The sequence below is a fragment of the Paenibacillus sp. FSL R10-2778 genome, from assembly GCF_038593035.1.
Classification (GTDB): domain Bacteria; phylum Bacillota; class Bacilli; order Paenibacillales; family Paenibacillaceae; genus Paenibacillus_AQ; species Paenibacillus_AQ odorifer.
Genome location: NZ_CP151956.1, coordinates 4,352,064 through 4,374,405, shown reverse-complemented (window position 1 = coordinate 4,374,405; position 22,342 = coordinate 4,352,064). Strand labels below are relative to the sequence as shown.

The window sequence follows — 22,342 nt, the reverse complement described above, 5'->3', positions numbered from 1 at the left end:
GGCTATTTTTAGCCTAAACGTGAACAGCTCCTGTGATTATCACAGGAGCTTGTTTGTGCTGCGGATTATTTTTTGTTGGGATAGCATTTAGAATTATCTGTCTGACCTAAAATAAAGTCGATGCTTACTTTATAGAAATTAGCTAGCGTAATTAAAACGGCGCTCGGAACATCCAAATTTCCATTTTTATTGCGGGAGTAGGTGGCTTGTATAATATGTAAAAGCTCCTCTATTTGTTGCTGTGTCAGATCTTTGTCTCCGCGTAAATCACGGATTCCTGTGTACAATGCTCATCACCATAAGGATGAAATCCTTTGAAAACTGCGATATCTACTCATTCTTTTAATTTAACTTTTAGAGTAAGGAGTTTTTTGGTTCGTTCTGTTTAGTAAATAGTCCGTACTCGTCTTATGATAATCTGCTAGCTTAATCAGAATGGCCGTGGGAATATCAACATCACCGCGTTCATAATTACTATAAATCCTCTGGCTGCATTGCAAATACTCTGCCATTTGGGTTTGAGTTAAATCTTTATCTTCACGCAAATCTCGGATACGTTGATACATACTAAACACCTCCAAGGCAAGCATATCTTAGCGAATTATTCGCTATTTATTTTTAGCGATAAATTCGCTAAGATGATTGAAGAGATGATTTGGGAGGGATGACTGGTGAGTCTTTTGGAGGATTTATATTACGGGAAAATCTGTCCAAGTGAACTTTTGTGTTTACGCGATCCCGAGTATATACAGAACTCCAAGCTAATCTCAGAGTTTATGGACATCCTAAAAGCAAAGTTATCTATAGAAGACTTTACTATGATTGAACAAGCCTTGGATCTGAGTGGCATGCAGAACTCTATCTCATCCGCTTCCGCCTATACTCTCGGATTCAGACGGGGGCTGCTATGATAATAGAAGTATTAGAACATAAGGATGAACTTATACACTCTAAGGGAGAAGCTATGTCTTGAAAAAATAAAGATAGAGCTATTAGAGGGTAGAAATCGAGAAGAGGAGAACAAAAATTGAACAATATCATTCCAAACCGCATATGTTGATAGACGAACTTCTTCAGGCAGAAAGTTGGGGCATTATTCAAGCGAAGTTGGTTCCTGCTATTAAGGAAGCTATCGCTATGGGAGAGGTTGAAAAACTCTCTAAACTTAGGACTAAGTTTCCATATTCTTTCGAAAATTCATTAAAGCATTTGAAAAAAGCGGAGCGGGAATTTATTCGAAACGGATGACGGAAGTGGGGGGAACCTCTTAACATGCGCTGGTTATATGAAAAAGATAATTTGACGATCAGTTTTACCGTAGTGAGAAACTAAGCCAGTCGGAGGCGTAGTTGATATACCGATTAGCTCTCTTTCTTCGCTTAGGACGGATAAAAATATCGGTATCAGAAGCAGTGAAAAGGATATCATTGCGGCTATCCCTGAGGCATCCCGCAGCGAAAAGAAAGTAGATGGTGTTGTTAACTATTGGGTGAACGTTACCAAGCTTGACGAAGGATTCTATCATCCTTCCCTTCCCTTGCCTTTGTCGTCAAAGAAGACAAGGTTGAAAATCTAGAGTTAACCAAATTACTTATTGATCTGAGTGAATAAAGAAGGCAGGCTCACATGGCCAGCCTTCTTTATTTAGCTTTACAAGGCGACTTCTTTTTTGTGACCAGCCGGAGGCTCCAATTGCTTCATTGGCTACATAAATTCCCGTTAGAACTGATCCTCCTATTTCTAAGATACCCTGGTTGATTACCAGAAGCAGCTTATAGCCTAGGGTCTTTTTTTTGGTGCCTGTAAAATCGGGGCTTGACCATTAAGGGCAGGGCCTTCTTTACGTTATTCCAGACCATTGACAATTATTGTAAAGATGGTGTATTGTAAGTGATAAGTAGTAAGTAGTAAGTAGTAAGTAGTAAGTAGTAAGTAAATCAAACGCTCACCATACGGAATAAATATCATCCTGTAAATACGAATTAATGGATAGGGGTGGATGGTTATGATGGATCTTAAATTAGCACCAAGTTTTTCATTGATCGCGCTTAATGCACAGAGAAGTCTTCAGATGACTACTGTTAAGAAAGTGTCTTTGCGCTGCATGGCAGCAGCGGTTATATTGGAGCTTTACTTAGAGGGATGTTTTACACAATCTGAGAACAAGTTAACTTTGCACAAGGAAGCACTTGATCAATCTCATTCAACACTCTATAGAGAAACTGTTCTACAACCCTTACTTCATAATAGTGCTGAGGTAACGGGTGACTTAAATTGGTGGTTAAAGAAGGCTTCGAGGAAGTCTAACCATCAATTAAAAAAGTTCGAAACCGCGATTTCAGATTATCTTCAAGCAATGAATTTGCTTGAAGATATACCAAGCCTGATAGGGAGCGACATGTATTTTGATTCTGCTGAAGTTGAAATTAGAGCCTATCGCAGTAATATGGAGGCGTACACGAGCATTACAGAGAATATGCGGGCAGAGATTTTGGAAGAGGGCCCAGTAACAGATGAGGTCATTTGTATGCTATGGCTACTTCGTGAATGTGGATGTATGCATGATTTCTTCTCGCTGAACGAATTAGAAGAGGTGAATATCAAATTACATGATCTATACCAAAGTAACATATGGGCAAAGGCGCTGTTTCCTATACAAATTCGCCAGGGAGTTGAGTTAGGTATCAAACGTTTTTTAGCATTGAAGACAAAGTTTGCGAAGACCTTTATCGGCAGTAGTATCAATCTTATCTTCCCTGCCCTGGAGCGATCACGAGCTGTCTTTATAGAAACAGAGTCCTGGTTTGATAATTCTAATCAAAGGTTAGACGCAGTTATTACAAGATTAATGTCCTATGGACATGAAGTTAAGGTGCTGGAGAGAGGATCGATTGCGACTCTTAAAATTGATAATTTGCTCTACGATGCGATCCCACATTTTGTAATGATGAAAGTGCCAATTCAAGGTGTGCGTCTTATTCCGAAGCGCCCGCTGTAAAGGAGTTGGTTATCAATGTCTAGACAACGATCCATGGAGAATATTATGGCGTCAGAATATGTATCGATAGGGGAATTAGTAAGAATCACAAATGCTCGTTATAGTACACTCAAACATTATACAGAAGAAGGCATGCTGCCCTTTGAACAGGCAGAGGAGAATTTAACACGCAGATATAAAAGAGAAGAAACCGTCGCGCGCATTCTTTGGATCAAAGAAATGAAAGCAAACGGTTTATCTATCCCACAAATTAAAGAAGCTTTAGGAATGAATTAAATTTCCCTTCTCCTTGCAGTCAAATCTAAAGCTAACTCCGCGGGAGCTTCCCCCCATACTGCGCGCGCAATTGCTGCAATTTATCCAGCTTGCTTAGACTACTGTCCCTATTCGCTAATCCCACTCCAAGGATCAGATTCTCAATAATATAGGTGGGGCCAACCATGGAATGGAACTCCCAAACCTCACCTCTCCCCGCATAAATTACGATATCTGCATCTTGGGATCGCGGGTATACAAGTCTATCTGTGATCAGGATGACCTGGTAATTTGCTTCACGTGCATGGTTCAGTATGACTTCAATCTCAGGCAGTATTTGTACAAATCCAAAGACAAGCAAGACATCTTGTTTGTCAGCATGCATTAAGGTCTCTAGCAGCTCATGGCCGCTGGGGGCCATTTTTTTCATTTGAAGACCAAAACGCGCCATTCGATAGATCATTAGCTCTGCTAATCCGGCGCAAGGTCCAGGGCTGTATACATAAATAATCCGAGCTGTAGATATCGCATCTACTGCACGCTTTAGTACATCGTCGCTTAAATAGCGGCGTGTTTCTTGCAAATGATGTGAACAATTGTCCAGCAGCAGTTGAGGGAGTGAGGTATCGTCTGATCGCTGCATGGCATCACGCATTTTTACAGAAGGTGTGGATTCAAAGCGGAAACGGAGCCGGTTTTTAAAATCTTTGGCATGTTTGTATCCCGCAGCTTTCCAGAACCGTGAAACGGAGGCGATGCTCAAATGCAGCTCGTCTGCCATTTCTTGTTCGGTCATATAGACCACACGTTGCTCATTTTTTTGAATAAAGTCGGCAATTATCCGTTGATTAGGCGAAAAAGCGCGGTGGTTCCAATCTTTATACAATCTCTCAATCCTCCTATGATGATGCGATAGATAGAATATAACGTGTGAATATGTTGTAAATATTTTTACAACGTTAAAAATATTGAAAAAAATATTACTCTCATTTAACAAATGAAAAAAGCTGTGATGACATGGCCTTCTTATAATGAAGATAAATTCTTATTGGGAGGCCAAATATTTCATGAGCACGATAAAAACGCGTTACACACTGACTCAGTCACAAAAAATGATGATTTTTGTACTGTCGATGTCGCTTTACGGGTTGTCCAATATGTTTACCGAGCTAGTGCCTGGGATCAAACTGGGCCCGATTGAATTATCCATTGAATATTTCGCCTTCATTCCTTTGACATTATGTATGTTGTTTCACCCCTTATATGCGGCGGTCGGAGCAGCTGTTGGTGAGGTAATCTTCGGGGAATTGATGTTAGGCCAATTTGGAGGTTTAGGGGAGCTGGAGAAATTCATTACCTTCTCACTGGCGATGTACACCGCAGGCCGTATGGTGTCTGATCCGAAAAATCGAAGACAAGTTGGAGTGGCTGCGATTACCGGCGTGGCGATTCACCAGTTTTTTAGCTCCATTATAGATATTGTGAAGGTGTGGGTAGGGGTAGAAGAGCTAGAGGCTGTTAAAGGGCTGGCAGAAAGTATCGTTGTAATTGAGGGAGTAGGGTTCCTGAATGATGTCCTTTTCTCCGGCATTTTGTTCGCGCTAATTCCTACCATGTATCTGGTTCCGCGTTTATATGGAAAAATTGAACCATTACTCGGCATGAAACCGCGTGAGCGGAATATGAAATATGCAACAGGAGCGTGGCTATCTCCTAAGCTGGTCATTGCCGGAACCTTTCTAGTGATGGTAGCAGTGGGTTCGGAATTGTTATCGGAATCGGGCTGGAACTTCGGTGATTTTGAGCTTGCAGGGGCGGAATCGAATGAAAAGACCTTGATTTGGCTCAGTATGTTGGTGGCGGCTGTAGTAGCGGCAACGGCGATTATTGCACTGCTTCGGCGTTCGGCACGAAAAAGACAGGAAGCGGGTCAAGCAGATGCGTAATACAATTCTTGAATTGAACAAAATTAACTTTACGTATCCGGGAGCTGAACAACCAGTACTGCAAGACGTAGACTTACGACTGGGAGAAGGGGATTTTATTGCGATCATCGGCAGTAATGGCTCCGGGAAATCTACTCTCTGCAAATGCTTTAACGGCTTAATTCCACATTATTACACTGGTGATTTCAGTGGAGAGGTGACAGTTTGCGGCCAATCTGCGGATGGAAAAAGTGTAGCAGAGCTGTCCAAACGTATCGGTTATGTTTATCAGGATTTCGAGAATCAATTGGTACGACCGACTGTGCTTGATGATGTGTCTTTTACACCTCTAAATTATGGGTTTACGGATTACAAGGAACGGGGAGAGCGTGCGCTGGCGCTAACCGGACTTAGTGACTTGAGGCATGAATTTATTTGGCAGTTAAGTGGTGGGCAAAAACATCTGCTCGCTCTAGCTGGAGCCCTAGCTATGGATCCGGAAATTCTGGTGATCGACGAACCCGTAGCCCAGCTGGATCCGCAGCATGCCCGTCATATCTATGATATTTTGCAGCGTTTGAATGAGGAGCATGGAAAGACCATTGTAGTGATTGAGCATCATGCGGAATTTATTGCGGATTATTGCAAAAATGTTGTCCTGATGGATCAGGGGGAAATGCGCTGGCAGAAGCCTGTGCGTGAAGCTTTGTCATCTGTACAAGAATTGCTAGAGCTGGGCATATACCCACCGGATGTGACCCGGGCGGCTTGGCTGCTACAGCCTGATGATCAGAAGTCAAAGCTGCTTCCCTTAAATGCTGAGGAAGGCAGTACCCGCATGACGCTTCGTCAGGATGCCAAGGAGACACTTCCAATCGGACGTATGCAAGAGCAGCTCCCCATAGCTGCAAAAGAAGGAAATTCTATCGTTCAGCTGGAGAATGTTCACCTCTCTTACCGTACGATTCATAAGGTGCTGCATCCTGTACTGAATGGAATTCAGCTAGAACTGGGGCAGGAAGAGTCCATTGCTCTTATTGGCAACAACGGAGCAGGTAAATCTTCATTAATGAAGCTGATTGCTGGTATTGTCAGACCTACAGCTGGAACCGTAAAGGTTAAAGAAATGACGGTGAACGGGCTGCCGCCTGAACGTCTCTCCGGTACGGTAGCTTACGTATTCCAGAATCCGGAGGAAATGTTTATCGAGGATTCTGTGCGTAAGGAAATTGCTTATTATCTGAAGGCGCGGAAACTACCAGATACGGATGGAAGAGTGGATGAGATGCTAAAGGCATTTCGCTTAAGCGAGCTGGCTGAACGGGATGCCCGACTGCTAAGTGGAGGGCAGCAGCGCCGGGTATCCTTGGCGATTGGTGCCGCGGTTAGGCCTGCTATCATGTTGCTTGATGAACCGACAGCTAATCTGGACATTTCGACCAAACAAGAAATGGTACATGTGCTGGAGACGCTTCGTAATCATGTGAAGACGGTCGTCATCGCAACTCATGATATGCAGCTTGTCTCTGAATGGGCCAGCAGAATAATTGTAATGCATCAAGGGCGGATAATTGCGGATGGGACGAAGGATGAAATTTTCGCTGACGGCCTTCTTTTACGGCGTGCGGGTCTGGCTCAGACCCAATTGATGGAGCTAAGTCGTATGCTCGGTCTCCCTAGAATTTGCAGTAGCTTAGAAGAGTTTGTGAGTTTAGTGGAAAAGAAGGAGGTAGCTGCAATCCATGGAAGCCGTTAAACGGGCACTTGACCGTATATCTGTAGAACAAATCAAATTGGAGTTGCTCGGAACCGCATATAATAGCAGCAGTACTTTTTTGGGCAGGCTGGACCCGCGAACTCTGCTGCTCTGGTATCTCTTTTTTGCCATCGTGCCTTGGTTTGTACATAACCGGACAATCCTGTTAGGGATGTTCGTGCTTATGGTTTTAACGACCGTCCTCTCCCGGGTCAGCCCTTATATTATTTTTATATTATGTCTCGGCTTAATCAGCCAGATTGGCTGGATGTTTATATTGTCGCTTTTTTTCGGCGGGGGGATTGAATCCTTGCTGCCTATGCTGACACTGACGCTTAAGCTTTCGGTGATTTCGCTGGCGAGTATAACGGTTTTCTCTAGTCTTGATCCGGAACGACTTAGTGACGGCTTACTGTCTTTAGGAATCCCTGATACTTTTGCATTCAGCTTATCTTATGGCTATCGTATTTTGCCTACTTTACTGGAGGAATTCCATCAAATTCTACTTTCCTTTAGATTGAGAGGGCAACGACCGCTTCAACATGGAATTTTCTACTGGCGAACAATCACGTATTATTTGCGAATCGTCATTCTGGCATTTTACCCGCTCATGTTGAACACAGCTAAACGTTCTCGAACAACGATTGAAGCACTTGAGACTCGGGGATTTAGCTACGGCCTTAATAATAAGAAAGTGAAGAAGATCAAGTTATCTTATTTGAAAATGAAGCGGTCCGACTGGTACTTTTTATCCGGATCCACTGCTTATGTCATCTTGATATTCTGTATTGGTTATCTCTACCCTGAACTGGTGTATTAACATAACTTACAAGCTCAAAGGAGACGAATTAGACATGATGAATATTGATCTGCATACCCATGGTAAATTATCTAAAAAATCTACGTTTTCCCCCGAATATTTTGCGGAGATGATGTTCGAAGCCAAGGCAAATGGATTACAGGCTGTAGCATTGACCGAGCATTTTAATACTTCTAATTTCTTTGTGATGTATGATGCGCTGGATCAGACTTATCCCTATAACGGGCATTATTACGATGTGAACGGACTTAAACTGTTTCCAGGCATGGAAGTGGATATCGCGGAGACAGGTCATATCCTCTTGATCGGACTGAAGGAGAATGTTCTAGCTGTCCGCGCTTTACTAGATGAGCATACGCAGGAGGGGAATTTCATACCTTTTAAGCAGTTGCTTGATATGGCCGATGAACATAATCTTTGGAAAATCGGAGCCCACCCCTTCCGAACTTCTACGCCTTTACATCAACTGGATCCGGCATTGCTTCAGCGATTAGACGCTTTTGATTTCAACGCTAAGGATATTTACATGCAGGGGGTGGAGACTTATAAGAACCTGATCACGCCCTTTGCTGAGAAGTTGGGTGTGCCTGTGATTGCTGGCAGTGACAGTCATCAGTGTTTGCAATATGGCAGTGTTGTGAATCGTCTGCAAGACTCCTGCTCAACTGTGGAAGAATTGAAGGAAGCTATCAAACAAGGGAACTATGAAATAGAGGTTTCTCCGTGTCTTCATACCAAAGTAAAGGCTTCGGTAATGATGAAAAAACTATTGAAGCAGTTAATTGGCGAAGCCCCCTCCAGAGATGAAGCGGAGTTAGGATATATGGCGTAGAAAATAGAAGAGGGTTGTTCCATAAGCCATGAAATGATGAAATGGCTACTGGGACAACCCTTTTTGTTGTTCGCTGGATTTTATTACTTTTGCATGTACAAAGATAACTATCGGACACAGATGACCTTAAACGCAGTTTTATTCCGCATTTGGGATGCTAACGGACCGTATAGCCACTAATGGCACTAAAGACACCATATATGAACCTCATTCTACGGAATAACGGCTCTGGAGTCCGAAACTCTGCTCAAAAGGCTGGAAATTTGCCAATAACGTCATCTGGGTCCTCAAATCTTAGAATGTATGAATTATCGTTTGTCTTTCGAATTTTTATTGCTGACACGGGTGGGTCTGGTCACCCAATTCGTGCGATTCATCGGTTTTACAGTATCAATTCTTGAATTGGAAGGTTCATTCGAAGGTTCTGTGGATTCAGTTTCAGTAGAAGCTGTACCCTCTTGATCTACAGTTTTTTTCCTCGATAGTCCTGTACCATCATGTTTGCCTCTGTTCCATACTCTACCCTTACTCATACATACACTCCATTTCTATACGCTTATTCATAAACCATATCATATAAGGACAAGTTAAGGAAGAAAGACATAACACAGATCGAAGAATTTTTCAAGTTATAAAGGTTACTGGAGATTTCATTTTATGGTGGCTATAATAGTACTGATATTGAAAGGAGAGTACTTATATTATGGCAATCAAGATCATAACAGACAGCGGTTCAGACCTACCCCTTGACTACATGGAGAAGTATAATGTTTCCGTGATCCACCTACCGGTTCATTTTGGGCATGAGTTAATGCCGGCTGATACGGACACGAAAAACTTTTATGCTCAAATGCGCGAATCCAAGGAGCTGCCTACCACAGCTAGTCCAAGTCCCAACGAATTCCTTGAGAAGTTCAAGCAAGTGGAGGAGGGAACTGACATTATGGTCATTTGTATGTCCTCTAATATTAGTAGCACTTATCAGACGGCTATGATTGCTATGGAAATGTATAAGGATGAAGGACATACCAATGCAATAGAGGTTATAGATTCCAAAAACTTCTCAGGCGGGCTGTCATTGATTGTCGGCCTGGCGGCGCAGTGGTCCTTAACTTGTTCAAGCTTGCAAGAGCTCAAGGAAAAGGTGCTTCAGCAGATAGAGGAAGTTAACGCTTATTTTACGCTGGACACTCTGGAGAATGTAATGAAAGGCGGACGTCTAAGTCGGCTCTCGGGAGCCGTAGCGTCTGTACTCAATATAAAGTTGCTGCTCAAAATCAGCGAAGAAGGCACTGTCGAAGTAGTGGAGAAGACCCGGGGTCTTCCAAAAGCACTGAATCGTCTGCTAGCGCATTTGGATGAGAAGCAGCATGATTACGAGAAAGCGGTTATCGCTATTGTACACAGTAATTGTGAGAAGCTGGCACTCGAGATTAAAGAACGCATTTTACTAAAGCATCCCTTCAAAGAAGTCTTACTCTCAAGCATGGGTCCGGTTATGGGAACCTATGCTGGGGAAGGCGGAATTGGCGTAGCTTTTTAAAGTAGTGATCCTCACAATCCAGACAAATTACGATCGTACATGGGACGGTTTCCCGTGTGCGATTTTTATTTTATTACTATGTGATAATTTAGCTATTCTTTAGATTGTGTTTAGGCTCTGTTAATAATCACAGAATATAGTTAGATGGGGGGATTATCATGTATACAATATTGATCGCTGATGATGAAGCAGAAATTGTAGAATTGCTAAGATTATATTTAGAGAAAGAGTACACCATTTTGGAAGCAAACAGTGGTACTGAAGCCTTAACGCAGGTACGGAACCATAAAGTTGATTTGGCAATTCTGGATATTATGATGCCGGGTCTGGATGGACTGCAATTATTGAAAAAGATCCGCGAGGTGCATCATTTTCCAGTGTTATTTTTATCCGCCAAAAGCGAACATCATGACAAAATTCTGGGTCTTGAACTAGGAGCCGACGATTATATTTCCAAACCGTTTAATCCATTAGAAATAGTAGCCCGTGTTGGAGCACTGCTGCGGCGTGTACATCATTTCGATGCGCAAGTCGTTGAGGAAAAAGAAGCTGAACAGATTGTATTAGGTGAATTAATGCTGGATCAAAGCCAGTGTCTGCTCTATCGTTCAGGTGAACCTGTGGTGCTTACTTCTACCGAGTACAAAATTTTGGAACTAATGATGAAGCAGCCTGGACGAGTCTTTACACGCAAAAAAATATATGAGGCCGTGTGGGAAGATTTCTATGTGTACGAAGATAATAGTATCATGGTACATATCAGCAATATCCGGGAAAAAATTGAGGAAGATTCCAAAAAGCCAGTATATTTAAAGACTATTAGAGGGCTGGGATACAAAATTGAAGCGCCTATGGAGCAATAGAGATCAACGACCTTTACAATCATCGCTGACGCTGGATTTTTTGTTGTTTATCTGTATTTTGTTTTTTCTCGTGATTGTATATTATTTGTTTATTAATCTTGATGTGACCCATATTTTTGAAAAAAATAAAATCGCTGATCCTGATTTGAAGGTGGAAGCTAGTGCTTATCGAGATAATCTGGAGCATGGGATAGAAACCAAACGTCTTCTGCGGAGCGGGGGATGGATCGAGGTCTTGGATCAAGACATGAAGGTCACCAAGGTTGTTGGAGAAAAAAAAGACGGTGTAACCCAATATACCAGTAACCAGCTTTTAAAAAGTTTGGAAAATGGAGAAGATCAAGCTTACTTTTACTCGTTGACCACGCTAAATGCTCAGAGCGAATCGGAGTGGCTGCTCTTGAAGCTGCCGCGGGAAGCTATCACCATCACCATTAATAGTGATCCCTTCGTGGCCTACTTTAATCATTCGCTTTCATACTACGTCTTTTTGGGTGTGGGAATGATTCTTTTGCTAATTATCGTGTACAGCTATTGGGTGGCGCGGCGAATCAGGAAACCACTGCGTATCATCACGCTTGGGTTGAAGCAGATGATTCAGGGGAATTATGATACTCGAATCGCTTTATATGCAGAGAAGGAATTTTCGCAAATTGGAGAGACTTTTAATTATATGGCAGACGTAATTGAAAAGACGACCAAAGAAAAACGCCAGGCAGAGGAAAGTAAGAAACGGATGATGGTTGATCTGTCCCATGATCTGAAGACGCCGATAACGAGTATACAGGGCTTTGCACAGGCGCTTGTAGAGGGTAGAGGCGAGGATGACGAACGCCAAAAAAGATATTTAAGCTATATTTATAATAAATCCTCACAGGTTACTAAGCTGATTCAGAACATGCTGGAGCTGTTAAAAATAGATTCACCGGATTTCTTGCTACGAATGGAGCATCAAGAACTGGGCGAATTTATTCGTGAAATCATTGCAGATACGTACGGAGAGATTGAACAAAAGAACTTTGTTTTGCATCTAAATGTTCCCGAAGAGGATGTGTTCTTGAACTTTGATGCGGAGCTGCTCTCGAGTGTGGTTCATAATTTGATCTCCAATGCACTGATCTATAATCCTCCAGGTACACATTTGCGTGTGGAGGTGATCCCTTTGGAGAAAGAAGTCATGATTGAAATCGCTGATACTGGAGTGGGTATTCCAGAAGAACTGTGGTCCACAATGTTTGATCCGTTTGTTCGGGGAGATAAAGCGCGGACAGCTTCGGGAGGAACAGGGCTAGGTCTCTCGATAGCTATGAAAAATACAGAGAAAATGGGGGGGACGCTTCATCTCAGTCACTCAAAGAAGGAACCTACGGTATTCACCATCCGGATTCCGAAATAACGAGCTGGAAGACATCCAAATCAGAAGACGGGAGAGAAAGTATGGCTAAACTGAACAATTTCATCAGAGTTTGTCTAGCGATCCTTTTAGTGTTAGGCATTGTATTTTTAGGCTCACGCGTAGATTTTTTATTCACACCGATCCTGTCTTTGTTCAGTGTCATTATAGTGCCTTTAATGCTGGCGGGTTTCTTTTATTACCTGCTGCGGCCACTGATCGATACCTTGGAGAAATATAAGCTGAATCGTTCTTTGGCGATTATCATCGTATATGTAGTTATTTTAGTGCTTCTGTTTGCTTTTATTATCGGCGTTTGGCCTTCACTTCGCACACAATTAGTTAATTTCGTCGATAATATGCCGAATCTCATTGCCTCCTTGAATCAACAGCTATTGAAACTAGAAGATAATGAATTTCTGTCTGCGTTGATCCCTGCTGATGCGAATCCAGCCTCCACATTGACGGATTATTTGAATAAAGGGTTTACGCTGTTAACGAATTACGTTTCAGGACTGTTCTCTTTTGTTTCGAATTTTGCGATCATTTTATTCACCTTTCCGATCATGTTATTCTACATGCTTAAGGAAGGTGGGAAATTCGGACGTAAGATTGTAAGTTTCTTTCCAAAGAAGTATCGTGAAGAAGGAACTACAATGATGACTGAAATCGACAGTGCGCTTAGTGGTTTTATCGTGGGCCGGGTGCTTGTTAATTTGGCCTTAGGCGTTCTGATGTATATTGGTTTCCTTATTATTGGCCTGCAATATGCATTGCTGTTGACTGTAATCGCAGTTGTGATGAACTTCGTGCCTTTTATTGGAGCGATACTGTCTAGTATCCCTATTTTTATCATCGGATTCATTCAATCACCGTCTATTGCCGTCTGGTCCATCATCATTGTTCTGGTAGCGCAGCAGATACAGGATAATTTAATCGCTCCCTACATCTTTGGGAAAAAGCTCGATATTCATCCACTGACTACGATTATTCTGGTATTAGTTGGCGGCGATTTAGGCGGGATCATTGCGATTTTACTGATTATTCCGCTGTATATGATTGTTAAAATCGTCTTGACCAAGGCCTATTATTTGTTTGTCAAGCAACGCCGGGTAGAGATAGAGGTAGAGGAGAGTTCTGATATCTCATAAGTTAATAAAACATTATGGAGGGATTTCTATGAATGAAGGAACGGAGCAAGGACTAATTCATATTTCAGATGATGTGGTGACTTCGATCGTCGGGCAAGTGGTTCTGGACACACCGGGTATTGCCGGCATGTCAGGAAGCAGTATCTCGGACAACTGGGCTAAACGTCTAAGCGGTAAAAATGTAAAAAAAGGAATGTCCGTTGAAGTAAAAGAAGTGGATGTTGCCATCGATCTTCAGGTCATAGTTAATTACGGATGTGTGATTCAAGAGGTCTGCTATATGCTGCAGCAAAATGTAAGAAATGCTGTTGAAAATATGATGGGACTGTCTCTAGTTTCCGTAAATGTTAAGGTTGAGAAAGTCGCTCTGCCATTCTAAGAATAGCCCATTTAATAGGCACCGTAATCTAGGCTTCTGCATAGAATGGAGCAAATCCATTTACGGAGGTCAGAACATCCATGTCGACATTTAACACTGGGCAGCAACAAAATGTGATTTATCAGGCCGATCCTGCTGTGATCCGGCACCTGCACGGTGTCCGTGATTCTTTACATCAATCTTGCAAGCCATACCTTAACCATAAGGTGAACGTACAGACAATAGATGGCTTTGTACATGAAGGCGTTATAGCCGGAGTAGATAATAAACACTTGTATCTGAATGTTGCAGCTAATGGGCAAATGCCCCGCGGGTTTTACAACCCTCATCAGCCGTATCATCCTCATCCGGGCCCGGGACCTGGCCCATATCCAGGACCTTATCCAGGTCCCCCATACAATAATAATGTGATTTTACCGCTTGTGTTGTTTGAACTGCTTGCTATCTCTTTAATCTAGTGCTTGAGCTTAATTGAAGAAGGACATGTGCAGGATTTGCGGTCATACGTTGACGCATCCAGCCAGGTCCTTTTTTTATATGAGCAAAGTATGTGTTAGAAGAAGGTGTTCTCATTATCACTTTAGGGATATAATGGGTACAAACTCTGGGAGGTGGCATATGATTAGATACCCTTTTTTGAAAAAAAATGCGACGATAGGCGTTACAGCACCTTCATCTGGAGTAGGCATTCAAAATGCAGAACTTCTTACACTGGCCTCCAGCCGGTTGAAGTCGCAAGGATTTAATGTCATTATCGGCGAAACGGCATGGAAGCAAGATAAGGCTAAATCTGCACCAGCAAATGTTCGTGGTCATGAGTTTAATGAGATGATCAAAGATGATGGAATCGATGTCCTTATTCCGCCTTGGGGCGGGGAATTGTTAATTGAAGCTCTGGAGTTTATTGATTTTGATGCTTTGCAGGACAAATGGATCGTGGGATATTCAGATATAAGCGTCTTGCTGCTTGCGGTCACGCTGACAACCGGGTTGGCTACTGCCCACGGAGCGAATCTCATTGATTTACGGGGAGAGTATTCGGATGATACTACAGCCCTCTGGCATGCGGTTCTAGAGACACCAGTGGGTGAGTCCATTGTGCAGCATTCATCTCTTAAATATCAGCGGGAATGGCAGCATGATGTGCCTTCGCCATGCGTTTTTCATTTGACAGAGGAGACTTATTGGAAGTCTCTAACTACAGATGCTGTAACGATGAAAGGACGTCTGTTGGGTGGTTGTATAGATGTAATTAGGCATTTGATCGGCACGACTTATGGAAAGCTCCAGCATTTTCAGCAAGAAATGATTCATGACGAACCTATTGTTTGGTATTTGGAAAATTGTGAATTGAACACAGCGGATTTACGCAGATCTTTAGTGCAGATGAAGCTGGCAGGGTGGTTTGAGAATTGTTCGGGGATTATGTTTGGCAGAAGTCCAGCTAATCGGCCTGTGGATAACTATACTGCCGAGGATATCTATGCTGAACTATTTGAAGAGCTTAAGGTACCGATCGTTTATGATATCGATTGTGGTCATGTCCCGCCGCAGGTTACTTTTATTAATGGAGCTTATGCAGAAATTGAAGTGGCAGACGGAGTAGGGACGGTAAAGCAATATTTCTATGAATAGCGTTATATCAAAAAAGGACAACCCCTCGGGTTGTCCCTTTTACTATCATTAGTTCCCTGTATTTACAATCGCTGTGATTTCCTCATCCAGGTCCAGTCTTACATCTTCACGATAGGCGCGAACACCATATTCGCTGAGCATGTAACGCAGGATCGCTTCAATCATATTGGACTCCACTAGAAATTGACTGCGGCCCTGTACCCAAACCTCTGCAGAGTAACCGGTATCTTCTTCCCAGCTCAGTTCTACCTGAACATCCTCTGGGCGAACAGCCTTTCGTTCCGCCATGTGCAGACAGAGGGCATTGATGATCTCATCCATGCTTAGAACAATTGTAGACATTAGTAACGACCATCCTGTTCTTCTAAGCGGCGACGTTCTTTTCTACGACGGAAGAAGGACATCACGAGCATAACCAATACATAGATAGCTAGCATATTAACGGCAAAGCCTAGGAAGTCACCAAAAGCTCCCATTCCACCAAACATTCCACCGAATAATAATCCGGCCAAACCACCGATCATCATGCCTTTCATTAAGCTGCCGCCGCTGAAGAAGCCACGTTTTGTATTTGCAGCAGATCCTGCTGTGGAACTTTTAGTGCTGTCACTTTTTTTGATGTTATTTGTTGTTGTTGATTTTTTTGGGGTTGTTGAATAGCTGCGAGTGCCGGATTTGAATCCGCCGCCACCTCGACGTGCATCGGCAAAGTCTGGAGCAACCACTGCAAAAAACAGAGTGAAGGCCATTAGAATCATCATTACGCGTTTCATTGGTTTCATTTAGTACGAAAACCCTCCTGTGAGCATGAATTTTTGTGTATGGTCGGTAATACGCAGACATGCCCCACAAGGTTTCAATTTTATTTATCATAATTTATACTTTTATGCACAAAAAAAGCGTGGATCCAGGATCCACGCAAACAGCAGTTAGAGAGTCGTCATTCGTTACTTATACCCATCAGCGACAAGCTCAAGCGCTCCGGTTGCCGGATCGATGATCATGCCATGGATAGGTACATTAGGGGGAAGCAGTGGATGACGTTTAATCAGGTCCACAGTCTGAATTACCCCTTCTTCGACATTGTCAAACCCACGCAGCCATTTTGTAAGTTTGATTCCGGAATTCTCCAGTGTAGACAGCACTTCTTCAGATACTCCACGTTCTTTAATGGAATTGATCATATGGTCCGCATTGAGGGAGGCCATACCGCATTCATAGTGTCCAACCACGATTACTTCTTCAGCATCTAGTTCATATAGAGCTACCATTACACTACGCATAACACTACCAAAAGGCTGAGAAATAACCGCACCAGCATTTTTGATGATTTTGACATCACCATTTTTGAAATTCATGGCTTTCGGCAATAATTCAACGAGTCTAGTGTCCATACAGGTGATGATCAGCATTTTTTTGTCAGGATAACGACTGGTTAAATAAGCTTCATAGTCCTTATTCTCTACAAAACTTTTATTAAAGTTAATAATTTCTGATACGTGGCTCATATTAGCTTCCTCCCTTAAATTCCTTGAATTGTACTTACGTTGCGCATATCTCTTACCATGATATTGTTACCATAAATCTGAGAATCACTGACCAGCTTATAGGAAGAGAAACGTTCCTCTGCATCGAGTCGCATCTTGTCTTCATAAAAGATTTCCTGTTGCCGGCTTACGATAAAGGGAAGAGAATTCGTCTCTATCCTAGAATCGCCTTGCTCCACTTCTGAAACAATCAGTAACACATTAATTCCGTCACACCCGCAGCCTACCGTATCATAAAAGAGCTTGAAAAATCCTGGCTGATCTCCAAGCCTTTCCTTCAACTTCCTTTCTGCGAGAGGTGTAACTTGAATCATCATAGCCCTGTTCACGCTCCTTGATTTTTGTTCGAAGCATGCTCTGCTTCTTATGTAACTCATTAAATATTTAAAATTAGAGATGTAATCTCTGAAGTTGATTATACTCATTCAAAAAAGTATCATCAAGAGGAGTCTGTAAAACAGAGAAAGCAGGTGGAGTAGAATGGAACAACAAGTAAAGGAACGATGGGAACAATTCAGCGAGTTATTAGCAAAAATTAGTGGATATTCAGAGGCCATAGAATTAATGCACTGGGATTTGCGCACAGGTGCACCGCGTAAGGGAGTAGAAGTACGTTCCGGTACGATTGGGATGCTGAGTGGAGAATTGTTCAGACTTGAGATTTCACAGGAGATGGGTGACTTCACAGCATTTTTCAGCCGTCCAGAAGTGTTGAGCCAGCTTACAGCTAATCAACAAAAGATCGTCAACGATTGCCGCAAAGAGTATGAGCGCAGTAAGAGTATTCCTTCCAAAAGATTTGAAGAGTACGCTGTCCTGTCTGCTCATTCCCAAACAATCTGGGAAGAAGCTAAGGAGAACAATGACTTTGCTACATTTGAACCTTATTTGAGTAAAATCGTAGCTCTGAAACAAGAGTTCATCGATTATTGGGGTGTAAATGGCACACGTTACGATACGCTACTAGATATGTATGAGCCTGATCTCACGGTAGAAAAGGTGGATGAAGTGTTCAGTCGCCTCCGCAGCCGCTTGGTTCCGTTAGTGGAAGCTATCGCTGCTTCACCCAATAAACCAGATACCAGCTTCTTGCAGCAGATTTTCCCTAAAGAGCAGCAACAAAAGTTTGGTAACTTTATTCTGAAGCAAATGGGCTATGACTTCGACGCAGGCCGCTTGGATGAGAGTGTGCATCCTTTTGCTACAGGGCTGAATCCAGGTGACGTTCGTATTACGACTGCTTATTTACTTGATAACGTGACTAGCGCCGTCTTCAGCTCACTGCATGAAGGTGGACATGCGCTTTACGAACAAAATATCAGCCAAGATTTAGTGGGAACACCACTGGCTCAAGGCGCATCGATGGGGATTCATGAATCTCAGTCGAGACTATGGGAGAATATGATCGGCCGCAGCCGTGCGTTCTGGCAACGTTATTACGGTGATCTGCAGCAGCATTTCCCAGAGCAGCTTGCGAATGTAGATGTAGAGGATTTCTACCGGGCTATTAACAGTGTGGAAAATTCATTCATCCGAATTGAAGCAGATGAGCTTACATACAATCTGCACATTATTGTGCGTTACGAGATCGAAAAGCTTATTTTTAATGAAGGTCTATCTGTCAAAGATCTGCCTCAGGTATGGAATGCTAAATATCAAGAATATTTAGGTATTACACCGCCTAATGATGCGCTTGGTGTATTGCAGGACGTGCACTGGTCCGGTGGAGACTTCGGATATTTTGCATCCTACTCTCTGGGAAATATGTATGCTGCCCAAATCTTGAATACACTCCGCAAGGAGCTGCCGAACTTCGATGAATTGATTGCTGCGGGAAATCTTTTGCCGATTAAAGAATGGTTAACAGAAAAAATCTACCGTTTCGGAAAAAGCCTGACCCCTTCGCAAATTATCGAACAAGTAACAGGTGAGCCGCTCAGTCCAGATTATCTGGCTGATTATTTGGAGGAGAAATACACGGAGATTTACAAACTGTAATCCAGTGAGGTCCGCGTGGTATAATAGAAAGAAAGCTTAGACGGAAGGATATGGATATGGCAAATACTCACACCTACACCCGGAGAGAAGAAGTCGCGAATGCGATTACGCACGGGATCGGAGCTGTATTAAGCGTCGCTGCACTTGTCCTGCTTGTTGTTTTTGCAAGTCTGAAAGGAACGGCATGGCATGTAGTCAGCTTCTCCATTTATGGAACGACAATGCTGCTTCTGTATCTCAATTCAACACTTGTGCATAGTCTCAAAGAGGGCAAGGCGAAGGATTTGTTCGAATTTTTCGATCACTCCTCTATTTATCTGTTTATCGCAGGCACGTATACACCCTTTTTGCTAGTAGCTATTCGGGGAACACTTGGCTGGAGTTTATTTGGTGTTATATGGGGAATCGCAGTATTTGGCGTTTTCTTCAAAGCGTTTTTTGTTAAAAAGTTCTTGTTCATGTCTACGGTATTCTACATTGCTATGGGTTGGCTGATTGTTATCGCCTGGAATCCTCTATCGGCAGTGGTAGCGGACGGTGGTATGATTCTGCTGATGGCTGGCGGAGTGCTTTATACTCTAGGCACAGTTTTTTATGTATGGAGAGGGTTTCCGTTCCATCACGCCATCTGGCATGTATTTGTTCTTGCAGGCAGTGTCACACATTTCTTCGCCATATTGATTTATGTACTGCCAATCCAATAATTTCAAGCGGATTTATCGCGGAAAATATGGATTTTTAATAAAGAAAGAGATGACAAGCAAAAGTGCTTGACATCTCTCTTTCTTTTAGGTATCATAAGGGACGTTGTGAAGGTGTAAAGTGTTTTTCCTTGACGAAGGGGTTGTCCTTAATGAGTCAGGAGAATAGGCTCGAGAAAACGAATCGTATCAATTTGCTTTTTGCCTTCTATGAACGACTGCTTACAGATAAGCAGCAAACGTTTCTTAAATATTATTTTCACGATGATTTTTCCTTGGGAGAGATTGCCGCTGAATTTGAAATCAGCCGCCAAGCTGTTTATGAGCATATTAAGCGGGCTGAGCAAGTCCTTGAGAATTATGAAGAAAAACTTGGACTATTAGTGAAACATGAGAGTCGTACTAAATATTTAGAAGAGCTGCGCAGACTGCCGGAGAATGGGATGCTGCCTGAGCAATATAAACTTCGGTTCGCGGAGATCGTGGATCGCTTGCAGAGGTTAGAGTAGCATGAAGGGAGAAATCTGCATATGGCGTTTGAAGGTTTAACCGGAAGATTGCAGAATGTGTTCAGCAAGCTACGCGGTAAAGGTAAAGTATCCGAAGAAGACGTAAACGAAGCTATGCGTGAAGTGCGGTTAGCCCTTCTGGAAGCCGATGTTAACTTTAAGGTAGTTAAAGAATTCGTGGCTAAGGTGAAAGAAAAGTCCATCGGCAAGGAAGTCATGGACAGCTTTACGCCTGGCATGGTAATTATCGACATCGTCAACAAGGAACTAACCGAGCTGATGGGCGGAAGCCAAGCGAAGCTGGCCAAGTCGAACAAGCCGCCGACCGTCATTATGATGGCGGGTCTACAAGGGGCTGGTAAGACAACCACTTCAGGTAAGCTGGCTAAGCTGTTACAGAAGGGCAATCATCGTCCGCTCCTGGTTGCGGGAGATATTTACCGGCCTGCTGCTATCAAGCAGCTGCAAGTGCTGGGAGAACAGATTAAGGTTCCTGTATTCTCACTTGGTGATCAGACTAGTCCGGTAGAAATTGCCAGACAAGCTGTACAACATGCGAAGGATAACGGACTTGATTATGTTATTATCGATACTGCAGGCCGCCTGCATATTGATGAAGAACTAATGGAAGAACTCAAGCAGATTCACAATGTTGTAAATCCTGATGAAGTACTTCTTGTAGTAGATGCTATGACAGGTCAAGATGCCGTGAATGTAGCCGAGAGCTTTAATAAGCAGCTTGAGCTTACAGGGGTCGTATTGACGAAACTCGACGGCGACAGCCGTGGTGGTGCTGCACTGTCAGTAAAAGCTGTTACCGGTTGCCCGATCAAATTCGCCGCTTTAGGGGAGAAGATCGACGCGCTGGAGCCGTTCCATCCGGAACGTATGGCTTCGCGGATTCTGGGTATGGGCGACATGCTGTCGCTGATTGAGAAAGCCCAGGCGAACATTGATACTGACAAGGCTAAAGAAATGGAACGTAAGATGCGTAATGCAGAGTTTACGTTCGATGATTTCCTTGAGCAAATGGATCAGGTGAAGAAGCTAGGCCCTATCGATCAAATTCTTGATATGCTCCCGGGTATGAACAAAGCCAAGGGCATTAAAGATTTAAAGGTCGACGATAAGCAAATGGGACGCGTTGAAGCCATAGTTCATTCTATGACTAAGGCGGAGAAGCAACAGCCTGAGATCATTAACCATAACCGCCGCAAGCGTATTGCAACCGGCAGCGGAACCTCAGTCGCTGAGGTCAACCGCCTCATCAAACAATTTGATGAGATGCGTAAGATGATGAAGCAATTCTCCGGCATGATGGGCGGAGGCGGCAAAGCCTCCAAGAAAAATGCCATGAAGCAGCTTAAAGGTCTTGGTGGTGGAAAAGGGCTGAAATTCCCTTTTAAATGATCTTGAATGTCTGACCAACTAATGTTGGAAACTATTATAAGGAGGTGATTTTTCGTGGCAGTACGTATTCGTCTAAAAAGAATGGGAGCGCATAAAGCGCCTTTCTATCGTGTAGTGGTTTCCGATTCCCGGTCCCCTCGTGACGGTCGTTTTATCGAGGAAATCGGTTATTATAATCCGATTGAACAACCGGCAGTAGTTAAGATCGATGAGGAAAAAGCTCTTAAATGGCTTCAAACAGGTGCGCAAGCATCTGATACCGTCCGCAACTTGCTTTCCAAAGCAGGCGTGATGAAGAAGTTTCATGAGCTTAAGCAACAGAAATAATGACTGATTGCGAGGGTCCTCTATGGAAGAATTAGTTGGAGTAATTGCTAAGGCTTTAGTGGATCATCCAGAAGATGTGACGGTACGGGCTGTGGAGAAAGAGCATTTGATTGTCTATGAGCTGTCCGTACATCCAGATGATGTAGGAAAGGTCATCGGCAAGCAAGGCAGGATCGCCAAGGCGCTCCGTACAGTAGTCACATCTGCAGCAGTCAAGAGCGATAAACGCGTAACTGTAGATATTTTATCTTAAATAATGCGTACAATGAGGGGCTAGGGATAGTATATCCCGGCTCCTTT

General features: G+C 43.1%; 28 protein-coding genes. 20 read left to right on the top strand and 8 right to left on the bottom strand.

The annotated features are described in order from the left end of the window. Nucleotides 1-65: 65 nt before the first annotated feature. Both NST40_RS19775 and NST40_RS19770 read right to left on the bottom strand, forming a co-directional pair. Nucleotides 66-287 (bottom strand): helix-turn-helix transcriptional regulator, encoded by a 222-nt coding sequence (locus NST40_RS19775; RefSeq protein ID WP_076276182.1) that lies wholly within the window; start codon nucleotides 285-287, stop codon nucleotides 66-68. Between the two features lie 60 nt (nucleotides 288-347). Then, nucleotides 348-566, bottom strand: coding sequence for a helix-turn-helix transcriptional regulator (locus tag NST40_RS19770; RefSeq protein ID WP_076100339.1), 219 nt, complete (start codon nucleotides 564-566; stop codon nucleotides 348-350). A gap of 105 nt (nucleotides 567-671) precedes the next feature. Here NST40_RS19770 and NST40_RS19765 point away from each other — a divergent pair, with 105 nt between their 5' ends. From NST40_RS19765 to NST40_RS19755, 3 genes are all read left to right on the top strand, one after another. After that, on the top strand, nucleotides 672-911 hold the full coding sequence (locus NST40_RS19765; protein WP_076276183.1) for a DUF6809 family protein: 240 nt from the start codon (nucleotides 672-674) through the stop codon (nucleotides 909-911). A 1,094-nt stretch (nucleotides 912-2,005) separates the two neighbouring features. After that, complete coding sequence (locus NST40_RS19760) at nucleotides 2,006-2,998, top strand: hypothetical protein (RefSeq protein WP_076276184.1); 993 nt, start codon at nucleotides 2,006-2,008, stop codon at nucleotides 2,996-2,998. 15 nt (nucleotides 2,999-3,013) lie between these two features. Beyond that, on the top strand, nucleotides 3,014-3,274 hold the full coding sequence (locus NST40_RS19755; RefSeq protein WP_036688642.1) for a helix-turn-helix domain-containing protein: 261 nt from the start codon (nucleotides 3,014-3,016) through the stop codon (nucleotides 3,272-3,274). 31 nt (nucleotides 3,275-3,305) lie between these two features. On the opposite strand, the gene NST40_RS19750 is transcribed toward NST40_RS19755, so the two are convergent. Beyond that, nucleotides 3,306-4,139, bottom strand: a complete 834-nt coding sequence (locus NST40_RS19750; RefSeq protein WP_076276185.1) for a MurR/RpiR family transcriptional regulator — start codon at nucleotides 4,137-4,139, stop codon at nucleotides 3,306-3,308. Nucleotides 4,140-4,320: 181 nt separating this feature from the next. On the opposite strand from NST40_RS19750, the gene NST40_RS19745 reads away from it, so the two are divergent. Genes NST40_RS19745 through NST40_RS19730 form a run of 4 tightly spaced genes read left to right on the top strand, consistent with a single transcriptional unit; the run spans nucleotide 4,321 to nucleotide 8,586 of the window. Further along, nucleotides 4,321-5,199, top strand: a complete 879-nt coding sequence (locus NST40_RS19745) for a cell division protein FtsQ (RefSeq protein ID WP_076276186.1) — start codon at nucleotides 4,321-4,323, stop codon at nucleotides 5,197-5,199. After that, nucleotides 5,192-6,934, top strand: coding sequence for an energy-coupling factor transporter ATPase (locus NST40_RS19740; protein ID WP_076276187.1), 1,743 nt, complete (start codon nucleotides 5,192-5,194; stop codon nucleotides 6,932-6,934). The genes NST40_RS19745 and NST40_RS19740 overlap by 8 nt, the downstream gene beginning before the upstream one ends. Then, a complete protein-coding gene (locus NST40_RS19735; RefSeq protein WP_076100351.1) occupies nucleotides 6,921-7,754 on the top strand; it encodes an energy-coupling factor transporter transmembrane component T in 834 nt (277 codons plus the stop codon). The genes NST40_RS19740 and NST40_RS19735 overlap by 14 nt, the downstream gene beginning before the upstream one ends. A gap of 34 nt (nucleotides 7,755-7,788) precedes the next feature. Then, on the top strand, nucleotides 7,789-8,586 hold the full coding sequence (locus NST40_RS19730; RefSeq protein WP_305954096.1) for a PHP domain-containing protein: 798 nt from the start codon (nucleotides 7,789-7,791) through the stop codon (nucleotides 8,584-8,586). A 308-nt stretch (nucleotides 8,587-8,894) separates the two neighbouring features. On the opposite strand, the gene NST40_RS19725 is transcribed toward NST40_RS19730, so the two are convergent. Then, nucleotides 8,895-9,119: a hypothetical protein gene (locus tag NST40_RS19725; protein ID WP_342409913.1), complete on the bottom strand. Its 225-nt coding sequence runs from the start codon at nucleotides 9,117-9,119 to the stop codon at nucleotides 8,895-8,897. Nucleotides 9,120-9,289: 170 nt separating this feature from the next. Between NST40_RS19725 and NST40_RS19720 the strand changes: the two genes are divergently transcribed. From NST40_RS19720 to NST40_RS19690, 7 genes are all read left to right on the top strand, one after another. Further along, nucleotides 9,290-10,129, top strand: coding sequence for a DegV family protein (locus tag NST40_RS19720; RefSeq protein ID WP_076218235.1), 840 nt, complete (start codon nucleotides 9,290-9,292; stop codon nucleotides 10,127-10,129). 155 nt (nucleotides 10,130-10,284) lie between these two features. After that, nucleotides 10,285-10,992 carry a response regulator transcription factor gene (locus tag NST40_RS19715; RefSeq protein ID WP_143761880.1) on the top strand — a complete coding sequence of 236 codons (708 nt, stop codon included), beginning with the start codon at nucleotides 10,285-10,287 and terminating at the stop codon, nucleotides 10,990-10,992. Further along, nucleotides 10,970-12,388 (top strand): HAMP domain-containing sensor histidine kinase, encoded by a 1,419-nt coding sequence (locus NST40_RS19710; protein WP_076218234.1) that lies wholly within the window; start codon nucleotides 10,970-10,972, stop codon nucleotides 12,386-12,388. Before NST40_RS19715 ends, NST40_RS19710 begins: the two co-directional genes overlap by 23 nt. 41 nt (nucleotides 12,389-12,429) lie before the next feature. Continuing rightward, complete coding sequence (locus NST40_RS19705) at nucleotides 12,430-13,536, top strand: AI-2E family transporter (RefSeq protein ID WP_076276190.1); 1,107 nt, start codon at nucleotides 12,430-12,432, stop codon at nucleotides 13,534-13,536. Between the two features lie 28 nt (nucleotides 13,537-13,564). Then, nucleotides 13,565-13,915 (top strand): Asp23/Gls24 family envelope stress response protein, encoded by a 351-nt coding sequence (locus NST40_RS19700; RefSeq protein WP_036688625.1) that lies wholly within the window; start codon nucleotides 13,565-13,567, stop codon nucleotides 13,913-13,915. Nucleotides 13,916-13,995: 80 nt separating this feature from the next. Then, nucleotides 13,996-14,373 (top strand): hypothetical protein, encoded by a 378-nt coding sequence (locus NST40_RS19695; protein WP_036688624.1) that lies wholly within the window; start codon nucleotides 13,996-13,998, stop codon nucleotides 14,371-14,373. A gap of 160 nt (nucleotides 14,374-14,533) precedes the next feature. Beyond that, on the top strand, nucleotides 14,534-15,550 hold the full coding sequence (locus NST40_RS19690) for a S66 peptidase family protein (RefSeq protein WP_076276191.1): 1,017 nt from the start codon (nucleotides 14,534-14,536) through the stop codon (nucleotides 15,548-15,550). A gap of 48 nt (nucleotides 15,551-15,598) precedes the next feature. Here the strand turns inward: NST40_RS19690 and NST40_RS19685 are convergent, their stop codons facing one another. From NST40_RS19685 to NST40_RS19670, 4 genes are all read right to left on the bottom strand, one after another. Beyond that, entirely contained in the window at nucleotides 15,599-15,883 is a 285-nt protein-coding gene (locus tag NST40_RS19685; protein WP_036689115.1) for a YxcD family protein, read from the bottom strand. Nucleotides 15,884-15,891: 8 nt separating this feature from the next. After that, nucleotides 15,892-16,332 carry a hypothetical protein gene (locus NST40_RS19680; protein WP_076127101.1) on the bottom strand — a complete coding sequence of 147 codons (441 nt, stop codon included), beginning with the start codon at nucleotides 16,330-16,332 and terminating at the stop codon, nucleotides 15,892-15,894. A gap of 165 nt (nucleotides 16,333-16,497) precedes the next feature. Beyond that, the gene (locus NST40_RS19675) at nucleotides 16,498-17,058 is read right to left on the bottom strand and encodes a carbonic anhydrase (protein WP_036688619.1); all 561 of its coding nucleotides are present in this window, start codon (nucleotides 17,056-17,058) and stop codon (nucleotides 16,498-16,500) included. A gap of 14 nt (nucleotides 17,059-17,072) precedes the next feature. Further along, nucleotides 17,073-17,414 carry an iron-sulfur cluster biosynthesis family protein gene (locus tag NST40_RS19670; protein WP_076127099.1) on the bottom strand — a complete coding sequence of 114 codons (342 nt, stop codon included), beginning with the start codon at nucleotides 17,412-17,414 and terminating at the stop codon, nucleotides 17,073-17,075. 163 nt (nucleotides 17,415-17,577) lie between these two features. Here NST40_RS19670 and NST40_RS19665 point away from each other — a divergent pair, with 163 nt between their 5' ends. The 6 genes from NST40_RS19665 (at nucleotide 17,578) to NST40_RS19640 (ending at nucleotide 22,295) form a co-directional block, all read left to right on the top strand. Continuing rightward, complete coding sequence (locus NST40_RS19665; protein ID WP_076276193.1) at nucleotides 17,578-19,095, top strand: carboxypeptidase M32; 1,518 nt, start codon at nucleotides 17,578-17,580, stop codon at nucleotides 19,093-19,095. Between the two features lie 56 nt (nucleotides 19,096-19,151). Continuing rightward, nucleotides 19,152-19,799, top strand: a complete 648-nt coding sequence (locus NST40_RS19660; RefSeq protein ID WP_036688612.1) for a hemolysin III family protein — start codon at nucleotides 19,152-19,154, stop codon at nucleotides 19,797-19,799. Between the two features lie 149 nt (nucleotides 19,800-19,948). Continuing rightward, complete coding sequence (gene ylxM, locus NST40_RS19655; RefSeq protein WP_036688609.1) at nucleotides 19,949-20,305, top strand: YlxM family DNA-binding protein; 357 nt, start codon at nucleotides 19,949-19,951, stop codon at nucleotides 20,303-20,305. Nucleotides 20,306-20,326: 21 nt separating this feature from the next. Further along, a complete protein-coding gene (gene ffh, locus NST40_RS19650) occupies nucleotides 20,327-21,715 on the top strand; it encodes a signal recognition particle protein (protein WP_036688607.1) in 1,389 nt (462 codons plus the stop codon). Nucleotides 21,716-21,769: 54 nt separating this feature from the next. Then, complete coding sequence (rpsP, locus tag NST40_RS19645; RefSeq protein WP_036688604.1) at nucleotides 21,770-22,042, top strand: 30S ribosomal protein S16; 273 nt, start codon at nucleotides 21,770-21,772, stop codon at nucleotides 22,040-22,042. Between the two features lie 22 nt (nucleotides 22,043-22,064). Next, nucleotides 22,065-22,295, top strand: coding sequence for a KH domain-containing protein (locus NST40_RS19640; protein ID WP_036688600.1), 231 nt, complete (start codon nucleotides 22,065-22,067; stop codon nucleotides 22,293-22,295). Nucleotides 22,296-22,342 lie beyond the last annotated feature (47 nt).